The organism is Paenalcaligenes sp. GW821-LYS-B07-1 (genome assembly GCF_058803365.1).
This window is the reverse complement of sequence record NZ_CM179516.1, coordinates 2,896,901-2,919,750: the sequence shown is the minus strand read 5'-3', so window position 1 is coordinate 2,919,750 and position 22,850 is coordinate 2,896,901. Positions and strand designations below refer to the sequence as shown.

General features: G+C 50.7%; 16 protein-coding genes. 7 read left to right on the top strand and 9 right to left on the bottom strand.

Features of this window, described 5'->3' with window-relative positions; translation table 11 throughout:
* The first annotated feature begins 2 nt into the window (after window positions 1–2).
* Window positions 3–578 carry an adenine phosphoribosyltransferase gene (locus AC3QL0_RS14050; protein ID WP_493009032.1) on the top strand — a complete coding sequence of 192 codons (576 nt, stop codon included), beginning with the start codon at window positions 3–5 and terminating at the stop codon, window positions 576–578.
* 319 nt (window positions 579–897) lie between these two features.
* Here AC3QL0_RS14050 and AC3QL0_RS14045 read toward each other — a convergent pair whose 3' ends face one another.
* The 4 genes from AC3QL0_RS14045 to AC3QL0_RS14030 all read right to left on the bottom strand — a co-directional run bounded on the left by AC3QL0_RS14045 (window position 898) and on the right by AC3QL0_RS14030 (window position 7,478).
* Window positions 898–1,386 carry a HugZ family pyridoxamine 5'-phosphate oxidase gene (locus AC3QL0_RS14045; RefSeq protein WP_493009031.1) on the bottom strand — a complete coding sequence of 163 codons (489 nt, stop codon included), beginning with the start codon at window positions 1,384–1,386 and terminating at the stop codon, window positions 898–900.
* A 29-nt stretch (window positions 1,387–1,415) separates the two neighbouring features.
* Entirely contained in the window at window positions 1,416–2,618 is a 1,203-nt protein-coding gene (pncB, locus tag AC3QL0_RS14040) for a nicotinate phosphoribosyltransferase (RefSeq protein WP_135865067.1), read from the bottom strand.
* A 124-nt stretch (window positions 2,619–2,742) separates the two neighbouring features.
* Window positions 2,743–6,678 carry a DUF3683 domain-containing protein gene (locus AC3QL0_RS14035; protein ID WP_493009030.1) on the bottom strand — a complete coding sequence of 1,312 codons (3,936 nt, stop codon included), beginning with the start codon at window positions 6,676–6,678 and terminating at the stop codon, window positions 2,743–2,745.
* Window positions 6,679–6,914: 236 nt separating this feature from the next.
* A complete protein-coding gene (locus AC3QL0_RS14030) occupies window positions 6,915–7,478 on the bottom strand; it encodes a YqaA family protein (protein WP_493011002.1) in 564 nt (187 codons plus the stop codon).
* A 120-nt stretch (window positions 7,479–7,598) separates the two neighbouring features.
* Here AC3QL0_RS14030 and ilvA point away from each other — a divergent pair, with 120 nt between their 5' ends.
* The gene (gene ilvA, locus AC3QL0_RS14025) at window positions 7,599–9,107 is read left to right on the top strand and encodes a threonine ammonia-lyase, biosynthetic (RefSeq protein WP_493009029.1); all 1,509 of its coding nucleotides are present in this window, start codon (window positions 7,599–7,601) and stop codon (window positions 9,105–9,107) included.
* A gap of 52 nt (window positions 9,108–9,159) precedes the next feature.
* Here ilvA and phoR read toward each other — a convergent pair whose 3' ends face one another.
* Window positions 9,160–10,452 carry a phosphate regulon sensor histidine kinase PhoR gene (gene phoR, locus AC3QL0_RS14020; protein WP_493009028.1) on the bottom strand — a complete coding sequence of 431 codons (1,293 nt, stop codon included), beginning with the start codon at window positions 10,450–10,452 and terminating at the stop codon, window positions 9,160–9,162.
* The gene (gene phoB / locus AC3QL0_RS14015) at window positions 10,449–11,159 is read right to left on the bottom strand and encodes a phosphate regulon transcriptional regulator PhoB (protein WP_493009027.1); all 711 of its coding nucleotides are present in this window, start codon (window positions 11,157–11,159) and stop codon (window positions 10,449–10,451) included. The genes phoR and phoB overlap by 4 nt, the downstream gene beginning before the upstream one ends.
* 177 nt (window positions 11,160–11,336) lie before the next feature.
* Here phoB and ubiE point away from each other — a divergent pair, with 177 nt between their 5' ends.
* Window positions 11,337–12,101 (top strand): bifunctional demethylmenaquinone methyltransferase/2-methoxy-6-polyprenyl-1,4-benzoquinol methylase UbiE, encoded by a 765-nt coding sequence (gene ubiE / locus AC3QL0_RS14010; RefSeq protein ID WP_135863193.1) that lies wholly within the window; start codon window positions 11,337–11,339, stop codon window positions 12,099–12,101.
* 17 nt (window positions 12,102–12,118) lie between these two features.
* Here ubiE and AC3QL0_RS14005 read toward each other — a convergent pair whose 3' ends face one another.
* The 3 genes from AC3QL0_RS14005 to AC3QL0_RS13995 all read right to left on the bottom strand — a co-directional run bounded on the left by AC3QL0_RS14005 (window position 12,119) and on the right by AC3QL0_RS13995 (window position 15,654).
* Window positions 12,119–13,060: a LysR family transcriptional regulator gene (locus AC3QL0_RS14005; RefSeq protein WP_493009026.1), complete on the bottom strand. Its 942-nt coding sequence runs from the start codon at window positions 13,058–13,060 to the stop codon at window positions 12,119–12,121.
* 158 nt (window positions 13,061–13,218) lie between these two features.
* Window positions 13,219–15,288, bottom strand: coding sequence for a methionine--tRNA ligase (metG, locus tag AC3QL0_RS14000; protein ID WP_493009025.1), 2,070 nt, complete (start codon window positions 15,286–15,288; stop codon window positions 13,219–13,221).
* An 87-nt stretch (window positions 15,289–15,375) separates the two neighbouring features.
* Window positions 15,376–15,654 carry a hypothetical protein gene (locus tag AC3QL0_RS13995; protein WP_493009024.1) on the bottom strand — a complete coding sequence of 93 codons (279 nt, stop codon included), beginning with the start codon at window positions 15,652–15,654 and terminating at the stop codon, window positions 15,376–15,378.
* 106 nt (window positions 15,655–15,760) lie between these two features.
* Between AC3QL0_RS13995 and apbC the strand changes: the two genes are divergently transcribed.
* The 4 genes from apbC (at window position 15,761) to dcd (ending at window position 22,845) form a co-directional block, all read left to right on the top strand.
* A complete protein-coding gene (gene apbC, locus AC3QL0_RS13990) occupies window positions 15,761–16,849 on the top strand; it encodes an iron-sulfur cluster carrier protein ApbC (protein ID WP_493009023.1) in 1,089 nt (362 codons plus the stop codon).
* A gap of 26 nt (window positions 16,850–16,875) precedes the next feature.
* Window positions 16,876–18,645 (top strand): autotransporter assembly complex protein TamA, encoded by a 1,770-nt coding sequence (locus tag AC3QL0_RS13985; RefSeq protein WP_493009022.1) that lies wholly within the window; start codon window positions 16,876–16,878, stop codon window positions 18,643–18,645.
* Window positions 18,642–22,205, top strand: coding sequence for a translocation/assembly module TamB domain-containing protein (locus AC3QL0_RS13980; RefSeq protein WP_493009021.1), 3,564 nt, complete (start codon window positions 18,642–18,644; stop codon window positions 22,203–22,205). The genes AC3QL0_RS13985 and AC3QL0_RS13980 overlap by 4 nt, the downstream gene beginning before the upstream one ends.
* Before the next feature lie 73 nt (window positions 22,206–22,278).
* The gene (gene dcd, locus AC3QL0_RS13975; RefSeq protein ID WP_493009020.1) at window positions 22,279–22,845 is read left to right on the top strand and encodes a dCTP deaminase; all 567 of its coding nucleotides are present in this window, start codon (window positions 22,279–22,281) and stop codon (window positions 22,843–22,845) included.
* Window positions 22,846–22,850: the final 5 nt, after the last annotated feature.

The window sequence follows — 22,850 nt, the reverse complement described above, 5'->3', positions numbered from 1 at the left end:
ACATGCATACTGATCCCGCTAATTACATCCGTAACACGATACGCAGCGTACCGGACTGGCCAAAGCCAGGCGTGATGTTCCGTGACATTACGCCTGTGTTGCAAGATCCTCAAGCGTTCCGTGTACTGATTGATTTATTCGTATACCGCTACATGCGTCAGCGTCTGGACCTAGTTGCTGGCATTGATGCGCGTGGTTTTATTGTTGGGTCTGTATTGGCCTACGAACTGAATCTGGGTTTTGTTCCCGTACGAAAAAAAGGCAAATTGCCTTTCCAGACCGTCGCTGAAGAGTACTCCTTGGAGTACGGTAATGCATCCGTTGAAATGCATACTGACTCAGTACGTCCCGGCCAACGCGTCTTGCTGATTGATGACCTGATCGCTACTGGCGGCACCATGATTGCAGCATCTCGTTTGTTGCAACGTTTGGGTGCTAACGTGATTGAAGCGGCTGCCATCATTGATCTGCCTGATTTGGGCGGTTCAGCGGGTGTGCGCGAAACAGGCTTGCCGGTGTACACCGTGTGTGAGTTTGATGAGTCGCTACCTGATCCGGATGCGTTACCCGGTCAGTAATACATAAAGGTTGCCGGTGTAGGCTGGCTGATCTGATGTTAGCTACTAAACCCCTGGTTTTGCCGGGGGTTTGTTGTTTGTGGCATCTTGCATAGCGTTCATCGGGTTCTTAAAGGGCCAGTAAGGGGGGGCTCTTTTATCTGTCACAGAAGTACGCATTAGCCTCAATGGCAACCACACTAAAAACCGTTGTAAGCGATGAAGGGAAAACGGAGGAAAGTATTTTTTTATTTGGTGGTCAAATTAAAAAATACTTTTCGCAGTGCTAGCTACATCAGCCAGTGGTGAGTACGTCGGTGCCACATTCATCGCCAACACCTCACGCACCTTGGCGTATACGAGCGCAAACGTCTTCCGCATTGAGTGTGCGGGCAGCACCAAATCCTGCTACGTGTCGTACACGCTGTACGGTAAGTGCAAAGAAATGGAAGTCGGTGAAGTCTGTCATAAAGGCAACATCAGGGAAGCGTGCCAAGTAGGTGTCGCGGGCAGCTTCACGTTCTGGGGTGTTGCGCTCTAGTAGGGTGGCTTCTACTTGTAGTGTGACTCTGGGCAGATCGTGCACACCGGCATCTTCAGTCGGTGTTTGGCAAATCATCAGCGAGGCTTGCGGACGCTCTTTGAGGTAGCGTGTGTGTGCGGCCATGTCGCTGATATGTATCAGCAGTCGGCCATGTTCTGCGTCTAGTGCGAAGGGCACCATGGACACAAAAGGCAGCCCTTGGTTAGTTAAGGTGCCTAATGAAGCCAGTCGCTGCTGTTGCAGCAACTGGTACAGCGAATCCAAAAAAACTTGATGTGTAGACATAAGCGCTTAATGGAAAAGCCAGCACGTACTTACTGGTAGTGGTTAAACACCTGACGCAGGTAGGCGAGGAAGGTTTCATCGTCGCACATGGTTTTACCTGCAGAGTCAGACAGTTTTGCGGTAGATGCACCGTTGCAGCTGACCAGTTTCATAACGATGTTTAGGGGTTGTGTGCCCATGTCGTTGGTGAGGCTGGTACCTATACCAAAACCAACCTGTATGCGGCTACCGAAGTATCTATACAGTTCAATGGCGCTGTCTATAGTCAGGCCATCCGAAAATACCAGACGTTTAGATTTAGGGTCTATACGCAGTTTTCGGTAGTGTTGAATGGCTAGATCGCCCCACCAGTATGGATCGCCAGAGTCATGGCGCAAACCATCAAACAGTTTGGCGAAATACAGGTCGAAATCGTTGAGGAAGGCTTGCATGCCTACGGTGTCGGTAAGCGCTATACCCAAGTCACCACGGTATTCTTGTACCCAGTCTTCCATGGCTGCTTTTTGAAAGTCGCGTAAGCGCACAGAACCAAAAGCTTGGAAGGATTGGAAGTATTCGTGTGCCATGGTGCCGATGGGCACCAAGTTGTGTTTTCTAGCTAAGTAAACGTTAGAGGTACCTTTGAAAAACTCAGGTACTTGGCGAGCCAAGGTGCCGATGACTTCATCGTGCCATGCGGCACTGTAGCGTCTACGTAAGCCAAAATCCGATACGTCAAAACTGAAGGTTTCTTGTTTTTCTTGGCCAAAGCGTTTCAGGCGTTGGATTTTGTCTGCCAGACGTTGGCGGCCCTCAGTCAGCAATGTCAGCGGATCAAAGCGTCTGAAGTACAGCTCGTTCACAATGGCGAGCACAAAGATTTCAAAGCCCATCACGTGTACTTGTGGGCCTTCGGCAATGATGATCAGGCGTTCGCCATCGGTTTCTACGCGGATAAAACGGCGTTGAAAGCGAAATAGTGACAGGAAATCGATGAAGTCAGACTTCAAGTAGCGCAGTTGGCTCAGATAGTCTAACTCTTCTTGGCTGAAGTGCAGGCTGCACAGGTGATTTAGTTGCGCCTCTACTTCTTCTGCCAGCTCAGCCATAGGATAGGCAGTCTGGTTACGGCACAAGAACTCATAGCGTGCTTGAGTGGCTGGATGGCGATGCAGCATGGCCTGCCACATCGTAAATTTGTAGAGATCAGTTTCCAGCAACGACGTAATTACTGGAGAAAACGGGACATTCATCGTGAACTACACACCAAATGCATCATGCAGAGAACTACAGTCTACCTGCATTTCTCTGCATAATGCTCATTTTGTGCATAATTTCCCAGAAAACTCACAGAGGCTATTCTGGGAAAGGAGGTGATTACACCAGTACGCGTTCAATACCGCCGTTATTGGCCGATTTCACGTAGTTAGGTAGCCAGTCTGCGCCCAAAATATGCTTAGCCATTTCTACTACGATGTAGTCAGCTTCTACGCCAGTGTCGTCTTGGTAACGGGACAAACCTTGCAGACACGATGGACAGGAAGTCAGCATTTTGACTTCGCCACTAAAACCGTCAGCACGGATGCTGTCTTGGTTTTTCTGTAGTTCTTCCTGTTTACGGAAACGGATCTGGGTAGAGATGTCAGGGCGTGTGACCGCTAAGGTACCCGACTCACCGCAACATCTGTCGCTCTTGATGGTTTGGTCGCCCACCAAGGCTTTAACGGTTTTCATAGGATCCTGACGTTTCATTGGGGTATGGCAAGGATCGTGGTACATGTAGCGTGTACCGTTGATACCTTCTAGCTGAATACCTTTTTCCAGCAGGAATTCGTGAATATCAATCAGGCGGCAGCCGGGGAAGATGTTCTCAAATTCGTACATAGAGAGCTGGTCGTAACAGGTACCACAGCTCACAACGACGGTTTTGATATCCAAGTAGTTCAGCGTGGTGGCCATGCGGTGGAACAGCACGCGGTTATCGGTAATCATCTGGTCAGCTTTGTCTTTCTGGCCGCTACCGCGTTGTGGGTAACCACAGCACAAGTAACCAGGAGGCAATACGGTTTGTACACCAGCGTGCCACAGCATGGCTTGAGTAGCTAAACCAACTTGTGAGAACAGACGCTCAGAACCACAGCCAGGGAAGTAAAACACCGCTTCGCTATCAGCGCTGGTGGCTGGGTTGCGAATAATAGGTACGTAGTCGGCATCTTCAATGTCCAAGAGCTTACGTGCAGTTTGCTTAGGCAAACCACCGGGCATTTTCTTGTTCACAAAGTGGATGACTTGTTCACGAATGCTAGGCTTAGTCACCGACGCTGGAGGTGCTTCGGTTTGTTTATGCGCCGCATTGCTGAGCAAGTTGTTCGCCATACGCTGGGCTTTGTAGCCCACTTCCAAGACTTTACGTGTAGTGTTGATCACACGTGGGTCTTTGGCGTTCAAGAAGAACATGGCAGCCGATGAGCCGGGGTTGGACGATTTCTTGCCCATGCGGTTCAGCAAGGCGCGCATCGCCATGGTGACGTCACCAAAGTCAATGTCTACCGGACAGGGGGTAAAGCATTTGTGGCACAGCGTACAGTGGTCGGCTACGCCTTCAAAGTCTTCCCAGTGTTTTAGGCTAATACCGCGACGCGTTTGCTCTTCGTACAAGAAGGCTTCGATCAGCAGTGATGTAGCCAGAATTTTATTGCGTGGTGAGTACAACAAGTTAGCGCGTGGCACGTGGGTGGCACAGACCGGCTTACATTTACCGCAACGCAAACAGTCTTTGATCGCGTGGGAAATCGAACTGATTTCACTACGCTGCATAATCAACGATTCGTAACCCAGCAAGTTGAAGCTAGGCGTCCACGCGCGACTCAAATCAGCACCGGGCATTAGTTTGCCAGCGTTGAAGTGGTTTTGCGGGTCGATACGACGTTTGTAATCTTGGAAAGGTTGCAGTTCTTCTTGTGTTAAGAACTCGTACTTAGTCAGGCCAATACCGTGCTCACCAGAAATCACACCATCCAGACGGCGGGCGATTTGCATGATGCGCTCTACGGTTTCATTGGCCTCTTGCAACATGCCGTAGTCATCAGAGTTGACCGGAATGTTGGTGTGCACGTTACCGTCACCGGCGTGCATGTGCAAAGCGACAAACACACGGCTTTTCAATACCTTGTCGTGAATGGCTTGTAGTTCTGCCAATACCGCTGCACAGTCTGCGCCGGGGAAGTGTTCTTCCAAACGCGAGCGCACTTCGGTTTTCCACGAAATACGTAGTGTGTGGTCTTGCAGCATTTCTACAATGCGTGCATCGGGTTGAGCGGCAATACGCTCTTGCAAGGCAGGGATCACCGCTTCCAAGCCGTGGGTACGCAAGGTATCCAGTTGCTCGGCAACAGGTGCATCCAGGTTTTGCAGCATCCAGCTCCAGCGTTCACGCACGGATTGTAGGGTAGCCAAGGCATCGTGCCTACGGTTTTCCAGCACTTCTTCGCGTGTGTGATCTGCATCGGCTGGGTCAGCCAGTTTGCCTATAGGCAAATCACCTTGCAGGAATTCTTCTAGCGAATCCAGCAAACGCAGTTTGTTGCGTGTGGACAGCTCAATGTTGATGCGTTCGATTTCGTCGGTGTACTCGCCCATGCGGTTGAGTGGAATCACCACGTCTTCGTTGATTTTGAACGCGTTAGTGTGACGGGCAATGGCCGCAGTACGGGAGCGGTCCAGCCAGAAGCGCTTACGGGCTTCGGGGCTAACAGCAACGAAACCTTCACCGTGACGACTGTTGGCAATACGTACTACTTCGCTAGCAGCGTGAGCAACAGCATCGGCATCATCACCCACGATGTCGCCAATCAGAACCATCTTGGGCAGTACACCGCGCTTACTCTTGGTGGCATAGCCTACCGCACGCAGATAACGTTCATCCAAGTGTTCCAAGCCCGCCAATAATGCACCACGCTCTTTACCGTCGGTGTCTAGGTAGTGCTTCACTTCCACGATGGAAGGCACAGCATTACGTGCGCTGCCGAAGAACTCCATACAGACGGTACGAGTGTGTTCAGGCATACGGTGCAGAATCCAGCGTGCAGAGGTAATCAGGCCATCACAGCCTTCTTTTTGCACACCGGGCAAGCCGGACAAGAACTTGTCAGTAACGTCTTTACCCAAACCCACTTTACGGAAAGACTGGCCTTTGATACGCAGGGTTTCGCTGCGTAGCAGTTTAGCGCCGGGTGCAAAAGCACCATCAAACCATTGCAGATCGAAAACCGCTTCGTCTACTTCGTGGATTTTGCCCAGATTGTGATTAACGCGGGTGACTTCCAGCCAGTTGCCTTCTGGGTCTACCATGCGCCACCAAGCGAGGTTGTCCAGCGCAGTACCCCAGAGCACGGCTTTTTTACCGCCGGCGTTCATGGCAACGTTACCACCCACACAGGAGGCATCAATAGAGGTAGGATCAACCGCAAATACACGGCCTGCTGCCGTAGCGGCATCGGCCACACGGCGGGTCACTACACCAGCACCGGACAAAATCGTGTGTACAGGTGTGTCTAGACCGGGCATGGCGATGGCTTCAACAGGGCCCAGAGCTTCTAGTTTCTCGGTATTGATCACCGCAGAGCGAGGGCTAAGCGGAATAGCACCACCGGTGTAGCCAGTGCCACCCCCCCTAGGGATGATGGTCAGACCCAATTCCATACAGGCACGTACCAACGCGGCCATTTCAGCTTCGTGGTCTGGGGTCAGTACAACAAAGGGGTACTCCACACGCCAGTCGGTGGCGTCGGTCACGTGAGAAACGCGAGACAAACCATCAAACTTGATGTTGTCAGCCGCCGTGATGGCGCCTAGACGTTTCACCGTGCGCTGACGTAGGTCGCGCATCGTGGTGAATTCGTTTTCAAAGGCGGTGACAGCGGCTTTAGCGCTGTGCAGCAAAAATTGTACTTTCTGGTCGCGTTCAGCAACGTCTACATCACGACGCTTGTCGATTTCGTTCAAGCGGTGTTGCAAGGCTTCGATCAACTGGTGCAAACGTTTTGGGTTGTGCAGCAGGTCGTCTTGCAAGTAGGGATTGCGGCGTACTACCCAGATGTCGCCTAGCACCTCAAACAGCATCTTGGCAGAACGGCCTGTACGGCGTTCGGAACGTAGCTCGCTGAGTTTTTCCCATGCTTCATCCCCGAGTAGACGCAAAACAATTTCGCGATCGGAGTAAGAAGTGTAGTTGTAGGGGATTTCACGCAGGCGTGTATTGAGCACCGTGGAGGAATGGGCGGCAAGATACTGGCTGGCGATGGGGGCGTTCATAAAATCTGGTGTGGCCTACAAGGCGAACAAGGATTGACTGAACGTCTTAGTTTAATTCATTCGTTGGTGTTCGGCTTGGCTAAGTGTGTGGTTTGACAGTTCTAGGGGCTAAAACGGGTCAAACTGTGGCTGCTTTACCATTCTTTACTGTCAGTTCAGCCCAAGTAGAAAAAAGGCTCACAGGGTGAACAGCTTATGCGCATAGAGCAAAGATGCTGCGGTTACAGCTGCCTTTATTATGACTGCGGTAACGATAGATCACCCCAGCCCAGCATAGGAAACACCCACAGCAAGAAGGTGGTCATGATGATGTAGCGTAAACATTTACCTATAGCCATGTACGCGATGCATGGGCCTAACGGTAAACGTAACCAACCAGCGACGCTACATAAGGGATCACCAACCACAGGTAACCATGACAACAATAGTGCCGGAGGCCCTAGTTTATCTAACCAGCTTTGTACGGTTTGATGCCAGCGACCTGTGCGTGCATTGTGCTGCTCTTCGTCGTCATCGGCTTGTGGGTGGCTTTCTTTCCACGCCTCGTAGGCACGGTGTGCGCCAGACCCCATCCAGTAACTGACTACGCCGCCCAAGGTATTGCCGATAGTAGCAATGACCACTGCAGGCCAAAACATATGGGGTGAAACTGTGACGTAAGCAAAAACAGCGGGTTCAGAGCCCAGTGGCAACAGTGTTGCTGAAACAAAACTGACCATGAAAATGGCTGTCAGTCCTATCTCGGGCAAAGCCAAAGTTTGTAGCAACCAGTTGATGGATGTTTGTAGCCATGCTTCCATAGGGGAATGAGTACCTTGTATATAGCGTGCCACGGGCGCTGATTTTATGGCACTCTATGTTATCCTTTTTTTCTTCTTCTCTATTTTTATATCTGTCGCGGGGTTTCGGCAGTCAGTATTATGTCCAACGACTATCTTAAACGCATTCTAACTTCTAGAGTCTATGACGTGGTGCGGGAAACACCACTTGAGCATGCCCCTTTGGCATCGGCGCGGTTGAACAACCGAATTTTGCTCAAGCGAGAAGACCAGCTGGATGTGTTCAGCTTCAAGTTGCGCGGTGCGTACAACAAAATGGCTCACCTTACCCCTGCAGAGTTGAAGCGTGGCGTGATTGCGGCCTCGGCGGGTAACCATGCGCAAGGCGTAGCGTACTCAGCCAAACGTTTGGGCACACGTGCTGTGATTGTGATGCCTGAGACCACCCCACAATTAAAAATCGATGGCGTGCGACGTTTCGGTGGTGAGGTTGTGCTGGCAGGCGAAAGCTATTCTGATGCTTACGCGCATGCGCAAGAGCTGGAAAAGAAAGAGAAGCTCACCTTTGTGCACCCCTTTGATGATCCTTATGTGATCGCGGGGCAGGGCACTATTGGTATGGAAATTCTGCATCAACACCCAGGTCCTATAGATGCCGTATTTGTGCCTATTGGTGGTGGTGGTTTGATTTCGGGTGTGGCGGCTTACATCAAGCAATTGCGTCCTGAAATCAAAATTATTGGTGTACAGACAGAAGACTCCGCTGCGATGGCGCGTAGCGTCAAAGCGAACCGCAGACTGAACCTGACAGACGTGGGTTTGTTCTCAGACGGTACCGCTGTGAAACAAGTAGGTCAGGAAACCTTCCGTATCGCCCGTGAATACGTGGATGATTTCGTGTTGGTAGATACTGATGCCATCTGTGCGAGTATCAAAGATGTGTTCCAAGAAACACGCAGCGTGTTGGAACCAGCAGGTGCATTGGGCTTGGCAGGTTTGAAACGCTATGCGCAAGAGCATAAGCTGAAAAACAAAACGCTGATTGCCATTACCTCTGGCGCGAACATGAACTTCGACCGTCTGCGCTTTGTAGCAGAGCGTGCAGACGTGGGGTTGGCGCGTGAAGCCGTCTTTGTATTGAGTTTGCCTGAAGAGCAGGGTAGTTTCCGTCGTTTGACCGAGTCATTGGGTGATCGCTCCGTGACTGAGTTCAACTACCGTATCTCTGACGCTAAAGAAGCCCATGTGTTTGTGGGTTTGCAGATTCAATCAGAAGCCGATATTGCCAAGCTGGAAAATCACTTTGTGCGCAAAGGTTTCCCAACCTTAAATCTGACTGATAACGAAATGGCTAAAACCCACATTCGTTATATGGTGGGTGGCAGATCACCATTGGCTGAGCATGAAGAACTGTACCGTTTTGAATTCCCAGAGCGTCCTGGTGCATTGCGTCGTTTCTTGAGCAGCATGAACCCTAACTGGAATATCAGCCTGTTCCACTACCGTAACCAAGGTGATGACTACGGTCGTATTTTGGTGGGCTTGCAGGTACCACCAGCCGATAAACAAGCGTTCAAAGAGTTTGTGAACACGTTGGGTTATCCGCACTGGCGTGAGACGCACAATCCTGTGTACAAGATGTTTTTGTAAGAGTCGCGTCTATACGGCACAACGAAAAATGCACCCTAGTGGGTGCATTTTTTTATAGGGTACGGACCCGTAACGGGGCAAACCGTAGCGTGAACATGCTTCCCGTACCAAACTGGCTTTGAATCAACAGTTCGGCGTTGTGACGCATGGCTACGTGGCGTGTGATGGCTAAGCCTAAGCCTGTGCCACCAGTGGCTCTGGAGCGGCCTTTGTCGGCACGGTAGAAGCGCTCGGTTAGGCGAGGAATGTCTTGTGGGGCAATGCCTATGCCGGTGTCTTGTACTGAATAACAGGCACCGCCGTCTTCAGTGCTGTACCAACTGACAGTGATCGTGCCATCTTTAGGGGTGTAGCGAATAGCGTTAGTCAGCAGGTTGGAAATGGCCGAGGTCAATTCATTTTCAGAGCCCACAATGCATAAGGCTGGGTCAATGTTTTCGACGAATTGGTGTTGCCCGTTGGAAAGCGCTTTGGCTTGTTCCAAGGCGTGTTGAATAATCAAGCTAACACGTACTGGCCTGCCTTCTGTAGGAGGGGAGGATTCCAACGTAGATAGGGTAAGCAAATCTGCCACAATAGCCTGCATATGCTGCGCTTGTTCGAACATCATTTGTTCGTAACGCTCTCGTTGCTCTACGCTGAAACTGTCGGCAGGGTGTTCGCGTAAGGTTTCTAAGAAACCAAACAGTACGGTCAGCGGTGTGCGCAACTCATGCGATACATTAGCGACGAAGTCTTTGCGGGTGGTTTCCAGTTTTTCTACTTGGGTGACGTCACGGGTCACCATCAAGAACTGTCCAAATCCATACGGGCTAAGCTGTATGAGCAGAGATTTATCTAAGCCAGCTTGCTCGGTATGTAGCAACAGCGGGCTATCCCATTTATTCTGATTCACATATTGCGTGAATTCCGGTGCACGCAGAATATTGAAAATACTGTGGTGCATGTCGGTCTCTAGGTTCAAGCCTAGATGCTCTGCGGCAGTTTGGTTGCACCATTGCAGCCCCATGCTTTCATCTAAGGTGATCGCACCATCAGGCAGGGCTTCTGCCGCGAGCATAATGGCTTCGATGCCACGATTCAGCGACGCGATTTGCTCACGGTCAGCTTTGAGCTGCCTATAGACCGGAGCGAGAATTTCATCCCATGGCCCAATAGAGACTGGAGGAGGTTGATGCAAAGCGCGCACCCAACCTCGTATTTTTTGTAATTGCATGCCGCTGATTAACACCATCAACAGCAGGCCTAGGGCAAACACAGCCCAGCCTATGGTGCTGCCTAGCCAAGAGCCTAATAACACGGCCAAGATGGCCCAAGCAGCAATGGAATAAAGCGTTTTGTTCATGATTTGCCGGAGCTGGCGGGAAGCACTGCAGAAAAGCGGTAGCCAGCACCACGTACGGTTTCAATGTGTGCATCGTGACCGCTAGGTTCCAGTGCTTTACGCAGGCGACGTATATGTACGTCTACGGTGCGCTCTTCCACAAACACGTGGTCACCCCATACTTGATCCAGCAACTGGGTGCGAGAGAAAACGCGTTCAGTATGAGTCATGAAGAAGTGCAGCAGTCTAAACTCTGTAGGTCCGATATTTAGTACCTGCTCACTACCTGTTACGCGGTGTGTGGCAGGGTCCAGTTGCAGAGAGCCTATTTGGATCAGGTCATCGGTAAGCTGAGGGGCGCGACGGCGCAGTACAGCTTTGATGCGGGCCAAGAGTTCTTTGGGGGAAAAGGGCTTGGTGATGTAGTCATCCGCCCCAGCTTCCAGTCCTTCTACCTTATCCAGCTCGGCACCTTTTGCGGTGAGCATGATAACAGGAATTTCACGGGAACGTTCATCCGTACGTAGCTTGCGGGCCAAGCTGATACCGGATGCGCCAGGCAGCATCCAATCCAGTAAAATCAAGTCAGGTAACTCGGCATTAATCAGGATCTGTGCTTGCTCAGCATCGGCTGCACGCAACACTTTGTGGCCTGCAAAACTCAAGTTAACAGCAATCAGTTCTTGGATCGCCGGCTCATCTTCAACAACAAGAATAGTCGTACTCATACTCTTCATTCCAAACAGTGGTTTGCACGCATATAACGTGGATCATAGCCCATATGATATGGCGTCTATATTTCAGGTTTGTGACGAAAACCGGAGTCTATGAAGTGAATGGTTTTTTACGGCTTTTCTTGGTGGCGAAGTAACGCCAGAAGCGCTTTTTGAGGTACGATACGCATCATGGAAAAAAATCACCAAACCCCTCCAAACGAAAGCACTACGCATTTCGGATTTCAGACGGTACGCGAAGCTGAAAAGGCTTCACGCGTTGCCGAGGTATTTCACTCTGTAGCCACTAAGTACGACGTCATGAACGATTTGATGTCTGGCGGCTTGCACCGTATATGGAAGCATTTTACGGTGGGCAGAGCTGATGTGCGCCCGGGGATGAAAGTACTGGATATCGCTGGGGGTACAGGTGATATTGCCAAAGCATTGGCCAAAAAAGCAGGCCCATCTGGCGAAGTATGGTTAACGGATATCAACAGCTCTATGTTGGGGGTTGGCCGCGATCGTATGTTGGATAACGGGTTGGTGTTACCCGTTGCGGTCTGTGATGCCGAATTCCTGCCTTTCCCATCTGGCTACTTTGACCGTGTGACGGTGGCTTTTGGCTTACGTAACATGACGCACAAAGACAAAGCCTTGGCTGAGATGCGTCGTGTGTTGAAACCCGGTGGCAAGCTGTTGGTGTTGGAGTTCTCGCGCATTGCTAAGCCACTAGAAAAAGCCTACGACTGGTACTCGTTTAACATCCTGCCTAAAGTAGGTCAGGTTGTGGCGAACGATGCAGAAAGCTATCGCTACTTGGCAGAATCCATTCGTATGCACCCCGACCAAGATACCTTGGCTGAAATGATGCGTTCTGTGGGTTTGGAGCGTGTGCAGTATTTCAATCTGACAGCCGGCATCGCTGCGCTGCACGAAGGCGTACGTCTAGAGTAAGACGTACCCGGTACGTCTTAACTGCTTAGCCACACGCTAGCATCTAAACTGGCTTTAGAGTCTGCAGGATTTAGCTCCGCAAAGCGGCGCATTTCCTGCATTGCAGCGTTCACAATGGTATTGGTGAGCGATGCAATCACATCAGGACGCCAACTGGCGACCAAGCTCATATCAGGTAAGCTGATATCACACTTCAGTTCACAAAAACGCCCTTCTAAAAAGCCGCTACGATACGCCGCCAGCGGTACAGCTCCCACACCAATTCCAGCTTCCAATAAGTACATACTTGCCGCAATAGAAGACACGTGGTGAATTTTGGTGTGCTGTAAGCCTTCTTGTTCCAGGATGTTCAGCAGCAGTAAATGCGGCTGAGAGTGTCTGGGGAAGGTGACTATAGAACTGTTTTGCAGAATGTCGGCCAGTTTAACTGGTTGCTGGGGCAACTGAGTACAAGCAATAATCCAGCCCATTTTCATGGTGCCTACAGGGGCGTTATGCACTCCCTCAGCAAGAATAGGGTCGGTTTGCAAGGCCACATCTATCAGTCCGCGTTTGAGCAGGTCATGCAAACGCATGCTGGACTCCACCGTCAGCTCGATTTCGATTTCAGGATGGTGTTCGTGTAGGGTGCTGATAAACGAGGTAAACCATGTGTGCACCACAGAATCAATAATACCTAGTCTGACACGGCCACGCACGGTAACCGGCGCTTTCAGCTCTTTAAGCAACTCTTGCTCTAAGTGCAGCATTTGTTTGGAGTAGCCCAGTAGCTTCTGCCCTGCAGACGTTAACAGTAAACCGCGTTTGCCGCGCTCAAAGAGTTGTTGTTCTAAGTCGCTTTCCAGCGAAGCAATGCGACTAGAGATGGCGGCTTGAGTTAGGTGTAGCTTATTGGCGGCGGCTTTAAAGCTACCTAGCTTGGCGATCCAGATAAACGTTTCTAGAAAACGTAGATTCATGGTGATGCGGCACTGAAGTAATAGATAAGGTTCTATTGTACGAAGTTGTAGGTGTTGCAGGGGTTTCTTTACGTAGCGTAGCGCGGTGGTGGGCAGTTAAAAAATAAGGGGGAAAGCGGTATGCTTTCCCCCTTAAGCGGTGTAGGTATCAGCAGAAATTAGCTGATGCGCATACCTGGTGTGGCGCCACTGTGTGGTTCCAGAATAAACAGACCGTTGTTCACGTTGCTGTCATTGTGGCTGGCTGCTAATACCATGCCTTCGGACACGCCAAAACGCATTTTTCTAGGGGCTAAGTTAGCCACTACCACGGTTAGCTTGCCAATCAGATCTTCAGGTTTATAGGCGGACTTAATGCCGGAGAAAATCTGGCGGTGGCGGCCTTCGTCCAAGTCCAGAGTTAGGCACAGCAGTTTGTCAGAGCCTTCTACTTCGGTGCAGTTCACAATCTTGGCTACGCGCAGATCGATTTTGCCGAAATCTTTGATATCAATGGTGTCAGCAATGACTTCACCGCCTGGCTCTACGATTGGCGCCTCAGGAGGGGCTAATAGTTCGTCCAGTTTGGTGGGCTCTACGCGTTGCAGCAAGTGCTTGAATGCGGCAATACGTGTAGGCAGTTCGGCGGCGTCGGTCCACACGAAGTCGCGGTCCATTTCCAGCAGTTCGCGGGCCACTTTTTGGCTCAACTGCGGCAAGATTGGGGACAGCATTACGGACAAGGCTTTGAAACCAGCCAAAGCGCGTGAGCAGATGTCTTGCAGTTCTGCTTTTTGCTCTGCAGATGCTTCAGCAATACCTTTGGCCAACAACCATGGCTTGGCGTTATCAAAGGCTTGGTTGATTTGGTCAGCCAAAGCCATGATTTGACGCACAGCACGACCGTATTCACGACGCTCTAGGTCAGCACGAATGGTATCGGCCACTGCAGCGAAGTTGGCTTGCATTTCAGCTGTGTCACCCACGTAAGCTAGTTGGCCATCAAAGTGCTTACTAATGAAGCTCGCGGCACGGCTAGCAATGTTGACGTATTTGCCCACCAAGTCGCTGTTTACACGTGCGATAAAATCATCTGGGTTGAAGTCCATGTCTTCAACGTGAGAGTTCAGCTTGGCGGCGATGTAATAACGCATCCACTCGGCGTCCATGCCTATATCCAAGTAACGCAGTGGCGAAATACCTGTACCACGGCTCTTGGACATTTTCTCGCCGCTAACGGTAATGAAACCGTGCACGTTCAAGGAGTCTGGTGTTTTACGGCCAGAGAATTTCAACATGGCAGGCCAGAACAAGGCGTGGAAGTACACGATGTCTTTACCAATGAAGTGCACCTGTTCGGTGTCACCATTGGGGTCCATCAATGTGTCAAAGTCCATGCCTTTGACTTCGCAGTAGGATTTCAGAGAGGCCAAGTAACCTACAGGTGCATCCAGCCATACGTAGAAGTATTTGCCGGGTGCATCAGGAATAGGCGTGCCGAAGTAGGGCTCATCACGCGAGATGTCCCAGTCATTCAGATTGCTTTCGCCGTCGTCATCTTTACCTAACCACTCACGGGTTTTACCCAGTACTTCGGATTGCAGGCGTGGGTTGCCGTGACGGTCTACACCGGTGGTCCATTCTTTCAAGAAGGCCACACATTTAGGGTCGGACAGACGGAAGAAAAAGTGTTCTGAACTACGCATTACAGGCGTAGCATTAGTCAGTGTGGAGTATGGGTTGATCAGATCAGTAGGGGAGTACACCGAACTACATACTTCACAGGAGTCACCGTACTGATCTTTAGCTCTACATGAAGGGCATTCACCTTTGATGTAGCGATCAGGCAGGAACATACCTTTGACTGGGTCATAGAACTGTTCAATGGTGCGGGTTTCAATGAAACCAGCAGCCTTTAGCTCTTTATAGATGCTTTGTGAAAGCTCTTTGTTCTCTGGCGAGTTGGTACGGTGCCAGTGATCAAATTTGATATGAAACCCGTTTAGGTAGTGAGGGCGCTCAGATGCAATACGCTCAACAAGCTGGTCAGGCGTAATGCCTTCGGCTTCAGCTTTAAGCATGATTGGTGCGCCGTGCGCATCATCAGCCCCTACGAAGTGCACTGTGTGGCCCGACATTCGCATTGACCGGACCCAGATATCGGCTTGGATGTATTCCATGATATGGCCGATGTGAAAAGAACCATTGGCGTAGGGTAGGGCCGTAGTAACGAAAATCGTGCGTGACATATGCTTTATCTAGGGTTAAAGAAGGGTATACCCTCATGCTGCTGAGGGGAGCCCAGAAAGGATAGCAGATGCTGTGGTAAAAATCTGCTAGTTGAGTTCGCGCATCTCTATGTCGCTGACGTTTTCTGGCTTGGGTGGTCGCGCCTTGTTTTGCTGTCGCTCTTGGAAAGCTTGAGCAGGGTTTGGACGGCGGCGGTTTTGCCAGTAAGAGCGAATACCAAATGGTCGGCCACTAATACGCGCAACTATGTATAGGATGGCAATGGCTAAGGCTGTAGACGCCATGAAAATAACCGCCATAATCATGCCTATGACAGTCAGCATTGCGAATAGTACAGCTCGGAGTATTTGAGTAAATGTATTCATAGCATTAAGTATGACAGCTTTTGATGCAAAAAATTCCCTCGTTCCGCTATTTTTACGGTGGCGGTTGTTGTAGTGTTAGCACGTATCTGTGCAGGATGATGATTAAATGAATGTAAACACAGTTGATGTGGTGAATGCGTTACGTAACGTAACGGATCCCTATACACGTAAAAAACTGGAAGTTAGCCCTGAAAGTTGCTGTGTCACGCTGAATGGGCAGGTGGCAGATATTGCATTGAACTTGGGTTACACCACAGACAGTAGTGGTCAAGAACAGTTCAAGGAACGCTTGGTTCCGGCATTGCAAAGCGTAGGAGTAACGTTGGGCAAACTTACTCTGGGGCTGAAAGTGCTGACACACGCAGTGCAACCCGACCTACGACCTATGGGCAATGTGCGCAATATTATTGCAGTGGCCTCTGGTAAGGGCGGTGTGGGTAAAAGTACGACTTCGGTGAACTTGGCGTTGGCGCTGCATATGCAAGGCGCACGCGTAGGGTTGCTGGATGCGGATATTTACGGCCCTAGCGTACCTACTATGTTGGGTTTAAGCGGCAAGCCGCAAATGACGCCTGAGAACCTGATGAAGCCGATGATTGGCCATGGGTTGCAGGCAAATTCTATTGGTTTTTTGATTGATGACGATGCGCCGGCAATCTGGCGTGGTCCTATGGTCACCCAAGCGTTGTTGCAGTTGTTGACGCAAACGGCGTGGGAAGATTTGGATTACCTGATCATCGATATGCCTCCGGGTACGGGTGACATCGCACTGACCTTGTCACAGAAAGTGCCACTGACGGCAGCGGTCGTCGTGACCACACCACAAGACATGGCGCTGATCGATGCCCGTAAAGGGTTGAAGATGTTTCAAAAGGTAGATGTGCCAGTGTTGGGTGTGGTTGAAAACATGTCGGTGCACGTGTGTAGCCAGTGCGGTCACGAAGAAGCAATTTTTGGTAAACATGGTGGCCGTGATATGGCAAGTCAGTACAATGTACCCTGGCTGGGGGCGCTGCCTTTGGCAATGAGTATTCGGGAGCAAACTGACTCGGGTTTACCTACCGTTTTGGCAGCGCCACAAAGTAGAGAAGCGGCGATTTATCATGAAATCGCTAGCCGTGTGGCTGCTAATGTCGCGGTACTGCCTGTGGATACGTCGGCGCAACGTCCAAAGGTCGTGCCCCGAGCTTTGTAAGATAATTCTGGTACAGGCGGGTTTTTATGGGTGTACGCACGGCGGGATGGATGCTCGCTCTGGCATGTAGTCAGAGCGTAAGCGCCGCAATGGTGCCTGAGGTAGTGATTGATCCTGGTGGCGTAGGCCCCGAAGCATTACGCGTTATCCATGGTGCCGTGGAGGCCATTACCCGCCTAGCAGAAGACCAGGATCTATCTGAGATTTCACGTCTGCGCCGCAGGGCGCATGACGCCACGGTCTCTGCTTTGCAAACGCAAGGCTATTACGATTCCATTGTGACGGTGGAGATTGGTGAAATCGGCGAGCAAGAGACATGGGATATCTTGATCCAACCGGGTGTGCGTACCCTAGTGGACAAGGTAGATATCAAACTCAGCGGACAAATTAACCAGCCTGAATTTGCGGTGCGGGTAGAGGGTTTGCGTGCCGACTTGCCGCTGAAAGTAGGGGATGTATTCCTCAACAATAAATGGTCTAGCGCAAAGCAAGATTTGTTGCTGGGCGTGAAAAGCAAAGATTTCTATTTCGCACGTTATGAACAAACACGTGCAGTGGTACATGCCGAAGAGGGTAAGGCCGATCTAGAGTTGGCTATACGCAGTGGGCCTAGAGTACGTATGGGGCAACTCTATACCTCGGGTTTGAAGCGTGTGCCTGAAAGTCTAATTCAACGTTATGTGCGGTACACCCCAGGCGATCCTTACGATCAAGATAAGCTTGACGAGTGGCAGCAAGCACTACAAAACACCAGTTTCTTTATGGGGGCTTTTGTCACCATGGACGATACCTCGCCTAACCAGCGGGTACGTGCCGATGGTGAAGTGGAAATCCCAGTGAGTATTCGAGTGACCGAAGCGCCAGCGCGCCGTTTCACGGGCTCATTAGGTGCAGACAGTGATCACGGTGTACGTGCGGAAGGGCTATACCGACAGAACGTAGTGTTTGGTTTGCCCGTGTGGACAGAAACCGGGATTGGGGTGGATAAAGATCGTCAGCGTTTCTTTACTGACGTTTACCTGCCTCCTACCATTGGCGGTTATCAGAATAGCCTAGGGGTTCTGGTTCAACACGAAGACATTCAAGGTCTGGAAACTACACGCTTGGCGGGTGGTTGGAAGCTGAGCCATGAGCATAAAAGCCGAGCAGGTGTGGACTACAAAGTGCAGTGGAGCCTGATCGGTTCGTGGGATGAAAACCGTATTGACGGTGTGGGCCGTTTTAAAACGCCTTCGGTCATAGGCACATGGCAGTGGTTGCGTCGTGATGTGGATAGTCTGTATGACCCCACATCCGGTAACTTGCTAGACTTGAATCTCGCTACTGGTGTGAGTTTAAAGAATAAGAAGCCCTTTTATCGCTCAAGCTTGCGAGCTCAGCAATGGTGGCCTGTTGGCAATAATGACGTGCTAACCATACGAGGAGAGGTAGGCAAGGTCTGGAAAGATACCGAGTACGTGCCGCCTGATTTTGGTTTCCGTACCGGGGGCGCACGTAGCATTCGTGGTTATAGCTATCAAAGTATTGGTCTGAAGCAGGGTGATGCCACAGTGGGGGCACCGGCGTTAGCATTGGCCAGTGTTGAATATACGCACTACTTCACCAGTATGTTTGGTATGACCGCGTTTGTGGATGTGGGTGATGCGGCAGAGTCCTTTGGTGCTATGAAAGCCTACTTGGGTTACGGTTTGGGTGCTGCGGTTCGTACACCAGCAGGCCCTATTTATGTGGACCTGGCGTATGGCCAGCGTGACCACAAACTACGTCTACACTTTGCGCTGGGGATCGCGTTTTGAGCAAGCGAAGCAAAAAATCCTTCTGGTGGCGTTTGGTTTTTTGGGTAGGCCCCATCGTAGTGATGTTGCTGTTGATGATTTGCGGGTTCCTGTATTGGGCCGTGGCATCACAACCAGGAACGCAATGGCTGTTACGTACAGCGGTGTCTTTTGTTGATGGTGAAGTACGTGGGGTGCGTGGTTCGCTGTGGGATGGTGTGCAAATAGACAGTTTGGACATCAATATCCCGGGCACTAAAGTTGCTGCACGGGATGCCAAGCTGCAGGTGTTATGGCCTGCTTTGCTACAACGCAAAGTACATGTGCGTGAATTATCGGTAGGTGATTTGGCGGTGGCGTTAGAAACGCTACCCGACGCAGAGCCTGAACCGCCATCAGATGCGCCATTTGAAATGCCCAGCTTGCCTGTGAATATTCAGGTAGATCAGTTGGCGTTAGGCACCTTGGATTTCAAACAAGATGGTATAGAGCTGCCCATTACTGTGGGTGGTTTGACAGCGGCTGCCAGTTTAGAGGGTGGGCAGGCCAGCGTGTCGGTGCGTAGTCTGGATGTGATTTACGAGCAGATTCATGCTGCTATTCAGTTGCAGGCACGTAGCGAAAAACTGGCAGCGCCTTGGCCTGTACAGGCCGCTTTGAGTGTGAAAGCAAGCACCGAACAGCACGATGCCGTGATTTGTGCTCAGCAATACTTGCCGGGCTTGGCTGGTAAAACGCCTACAACAGAGTCTGCTGACGCGGTGGCGTGTGAGTTTGAGTTGCAAGCAGGGCTAGAGGGCTCGTTGCAAGGTCTGAACGTGAATGTGGATGGTAAAGGACAAGGCGTAAGCCTTGAGGCTGCTGCCGATTTGCTGCCTGAAGCAGCCATGCCATTACGCCAAGCGCTAGTCAGTTTGCAAATAGGCAGTGAGACCGAGTTGCAGGCTAAGTTGGATTGGTCTGATGACAATGGTACAGATCGCATACAAGGCACGGTGCACAGTAAAAATCTAGACGTGGCCGCCTTATTGGCAGATGCATCGTTACCAGCTTTGTTGAGCTTAGATGCCGATTACGATGTGCGTTTCCAGCCAGAAATGCAGTTGGATAATGCCAAGTTAAATTTAGCAGTGCATGAGGGATCGCGTTGGAATGGTCAACCGTTGCGTGGCAAGGTGGCAGTAGAGGCACAAGCGAGTACTGCACCTAGCGGCATGCCTGAATGGGCTGGCTACCAACTGGTGAATAGCGATATACAACTGAGTTTGGGTCGTAATACCGTCACCTTGGCAGGTGGTTTTGGTAAGACTACAGATGTCTTGACTCTGGATGTGGCTTTGCCTGCGGCAGAGCAAATATTGGCTAGTTTAAGTAGTGTGGGGGCGGCCACCGTTCAAGGTCAGATTAAAGGCGGCATTGTTCAACACAGTTTGGCATTGAAAGCTAAGTACGACTTAGGTGGCGATGCTTCCGGACAAGAGCTAGGGCAAGGGCCTGTAGACGTAGATGTGGCGCTGGATGGCAACTTGAACTACGTTGCAGATCAACCCATACAGTGGCGTGCTGCAGTAGAGCGTTTGAAAGTAAATCACTCGGGGTTTGGTATACAAACGCTGAGCAAATGGCCATTGTTCTTGCAGCTACCCGAGGGCGAACAGCCGTTGCAATTCAAGGCTGAGGCCACGCGCATACAAAGTTTCCTGAATGATCAACCGTGGGTGACGCTGGTGCACCAGTTGTCCGCCGTAGATGGTGAGAACTGGCAAACCGCTGGTGGTTTAGAGCCGTTTTCTATTTCTCCAGCACGGTTGAAAGTGTTGCAGACAAAATTAGGCTTGGATAAAGAGTCAGAGCAGCGTGGTGGCGTGAAAGACATGCGCGCCAGCAGCCAAACCAATAGGCTAGATGATTTGCGCATGGAGGCTGATTGGAACATCCGTTTCCAAGGTGCATTGGGTGGTCAAATTTCTGTGCGCCACTTGGCGGGCGACATTATGATCCCTGCCGAGCCCTCCTTCCCATTGGGGCTGACAGAATTAGGCTTGCAAGTGAATTTGGTACCTACCGGTAGCGATAGTCGTGTGCAGGCTAAGTTAGCAATTAAAACTAGCAAGATGGGTGAAGTGCTAGGGGATGTGAATGCGTTATTGCGCTTCACACCAGAACAAGGTTTTCACTTGCGTGACTCCGATTTGGTCAAAGCATCGGTAGAAGCTAATGTGGCAGACTTGGGGTGGACGAACTTAATTCTGGGCGATGCCATGGAATTGCGTGGCCGCTTAAATGCGAAGTTGGACATGGAAATGCGTCCATCTGGGTATTTCTCCAGCCAAGGTCAAATCCAAGGCCGAGAACTGCGCGTAACACGTCTGGACGATGGTATTCGTCTGCTGGATGGTAGTTTAGATGCACGTATTGATGACCAGCGTTTTATTCTGGATCAGTTGTATTTCCCAGCGGTACTGCGTGTAGAGCCTAAAGAGTGGCGTACAGCAACTTGGATTAGTGAAAATCCAGAAGCGAAGGGCGGCTTTTTGAAGGTCTCTGGTGAGTGGGATCTGGAAAACTCTACGGGTAAATTCCTGACAGAGCTGTTCCGCTACCCTATCTTGCAGCGTGCGGACCGATATGCGATGGTGAGTGGTAATATCGAGGCCAATTTGGTGATGCCGCAAATCGCGCTTACCGGGAAGGTCGTGGTAGATGCGGGTTGGTTTAACCTAGATATGCTGGGCGGCATTCCTACTATTGATGGCGATATCGTGGTGCTGCGAGCGGGGCAAACTATAGAAGATCAGCCTCCGCCAAGTACGACAGATCTCAGTATGAACGTGGAAGTCGATTTGGGGCCACGTTTCTACCTGACCGGCTATGGGGTGAACTCAGGTTTGGTAGGGCAACTGCGAGTCAGTATGTTCGATGGCCAGCTGAATGGTTTTGGTGCGCTGCGTACGCGTGGTGGTGCAATCGAACAATACGGTCAGCGCTTGCAGTTGCGCCGAGGTTCTATCACCTTCCAAGGCGACATCACTAATCCTATTTTGGATATAGAAGCCTTACGTACAGGTTTGGCTGTGCAGGCGGGTGTTAAAGTGGTGGGTACTGCACGTAAACCACGTATTGATTTGGTATCGTACCCAGATGTAGATAACGTAGAGAAGCTGTCGTGGTTGTTGTTCGGTCATGGTACCGATGATAACGGCAGCGATTTGGCGCTGTTGTTCTCGGTAGGGGCTTCATTTATTGGCGGTGACGATACGGGTGAGCCGTTCTACCGTAAGTTCGGTGTTGATGAAGTCACCATGAAGTCCGGTGAGCTAGGCAGTGCGGGTAGTATTTTGCCGGTAGAGAGCACCATTGGTGGCATTGATAGTGGTACCACCGATATGGAGCGCCAGTTCTTGCAGATCAGTAAACAGATAGGGTCTAACATTACCTTGAGTTTGCAGCAGGCACTGTCCGACACCGGAACGGTAGGTAGAGCCAGTTACCAGCTCACACGCAGACTGACAGCAGAACTGAATGTGGGTACGGTGAACGGCTTGGCGTTGGTGTACCGTTGGTTCTCTTCCACGGATTAAAGGTTATTCATGTTGTGATGCTGCATTTGTGCTGTAACAGCATAAAATAGCGCCTTACATCATAGAGGGAAATATGAGTATTAAAAGTGATCGTTGGATTCGTGAACAAGCTGAACAACATGGCATGATTGAGCCGTTTGAAGCAGGCCAAGTGCGTGCGATAAATGGCGAGAAAATTGTAAGCTACGGTACTAGTAGTTATGGTTACGACGTGCGTTGTGCCAACGAGTTCAAGATTTTCACCAACATTAACTCCACCATCGTGGACCCTAAAAACTTTGACGAGGGTTCGTTTGTGGATTTTGTGGGTGATGTATGCATTATTCCGCCGAACTCTTTTGCATTAGCTCGTACCGTGGAGTATTTCCGTATTCCCCGTGATGTATTGACCATCTGCTTGGGCAAAAGCACGTATGCACGTTGCGGTATCATCGTTAACGTCACACCACTGGAACCCGAGTGGGAAGGTCACGTCACTTTAGAGTTTTCTAACACCACACCGTTGCCTGCCAAAATTTACGCAGGTGAGGGTTGTGCACAGATGCTCTTCGTAGGTGGCGATCAAGTTTGTGAAGTGTCGTACAAAGACCGTGGTGGTAAATACCAAGGTCAGCGTGGTGTAACCCTGCCTCGCACTTAGGAGCT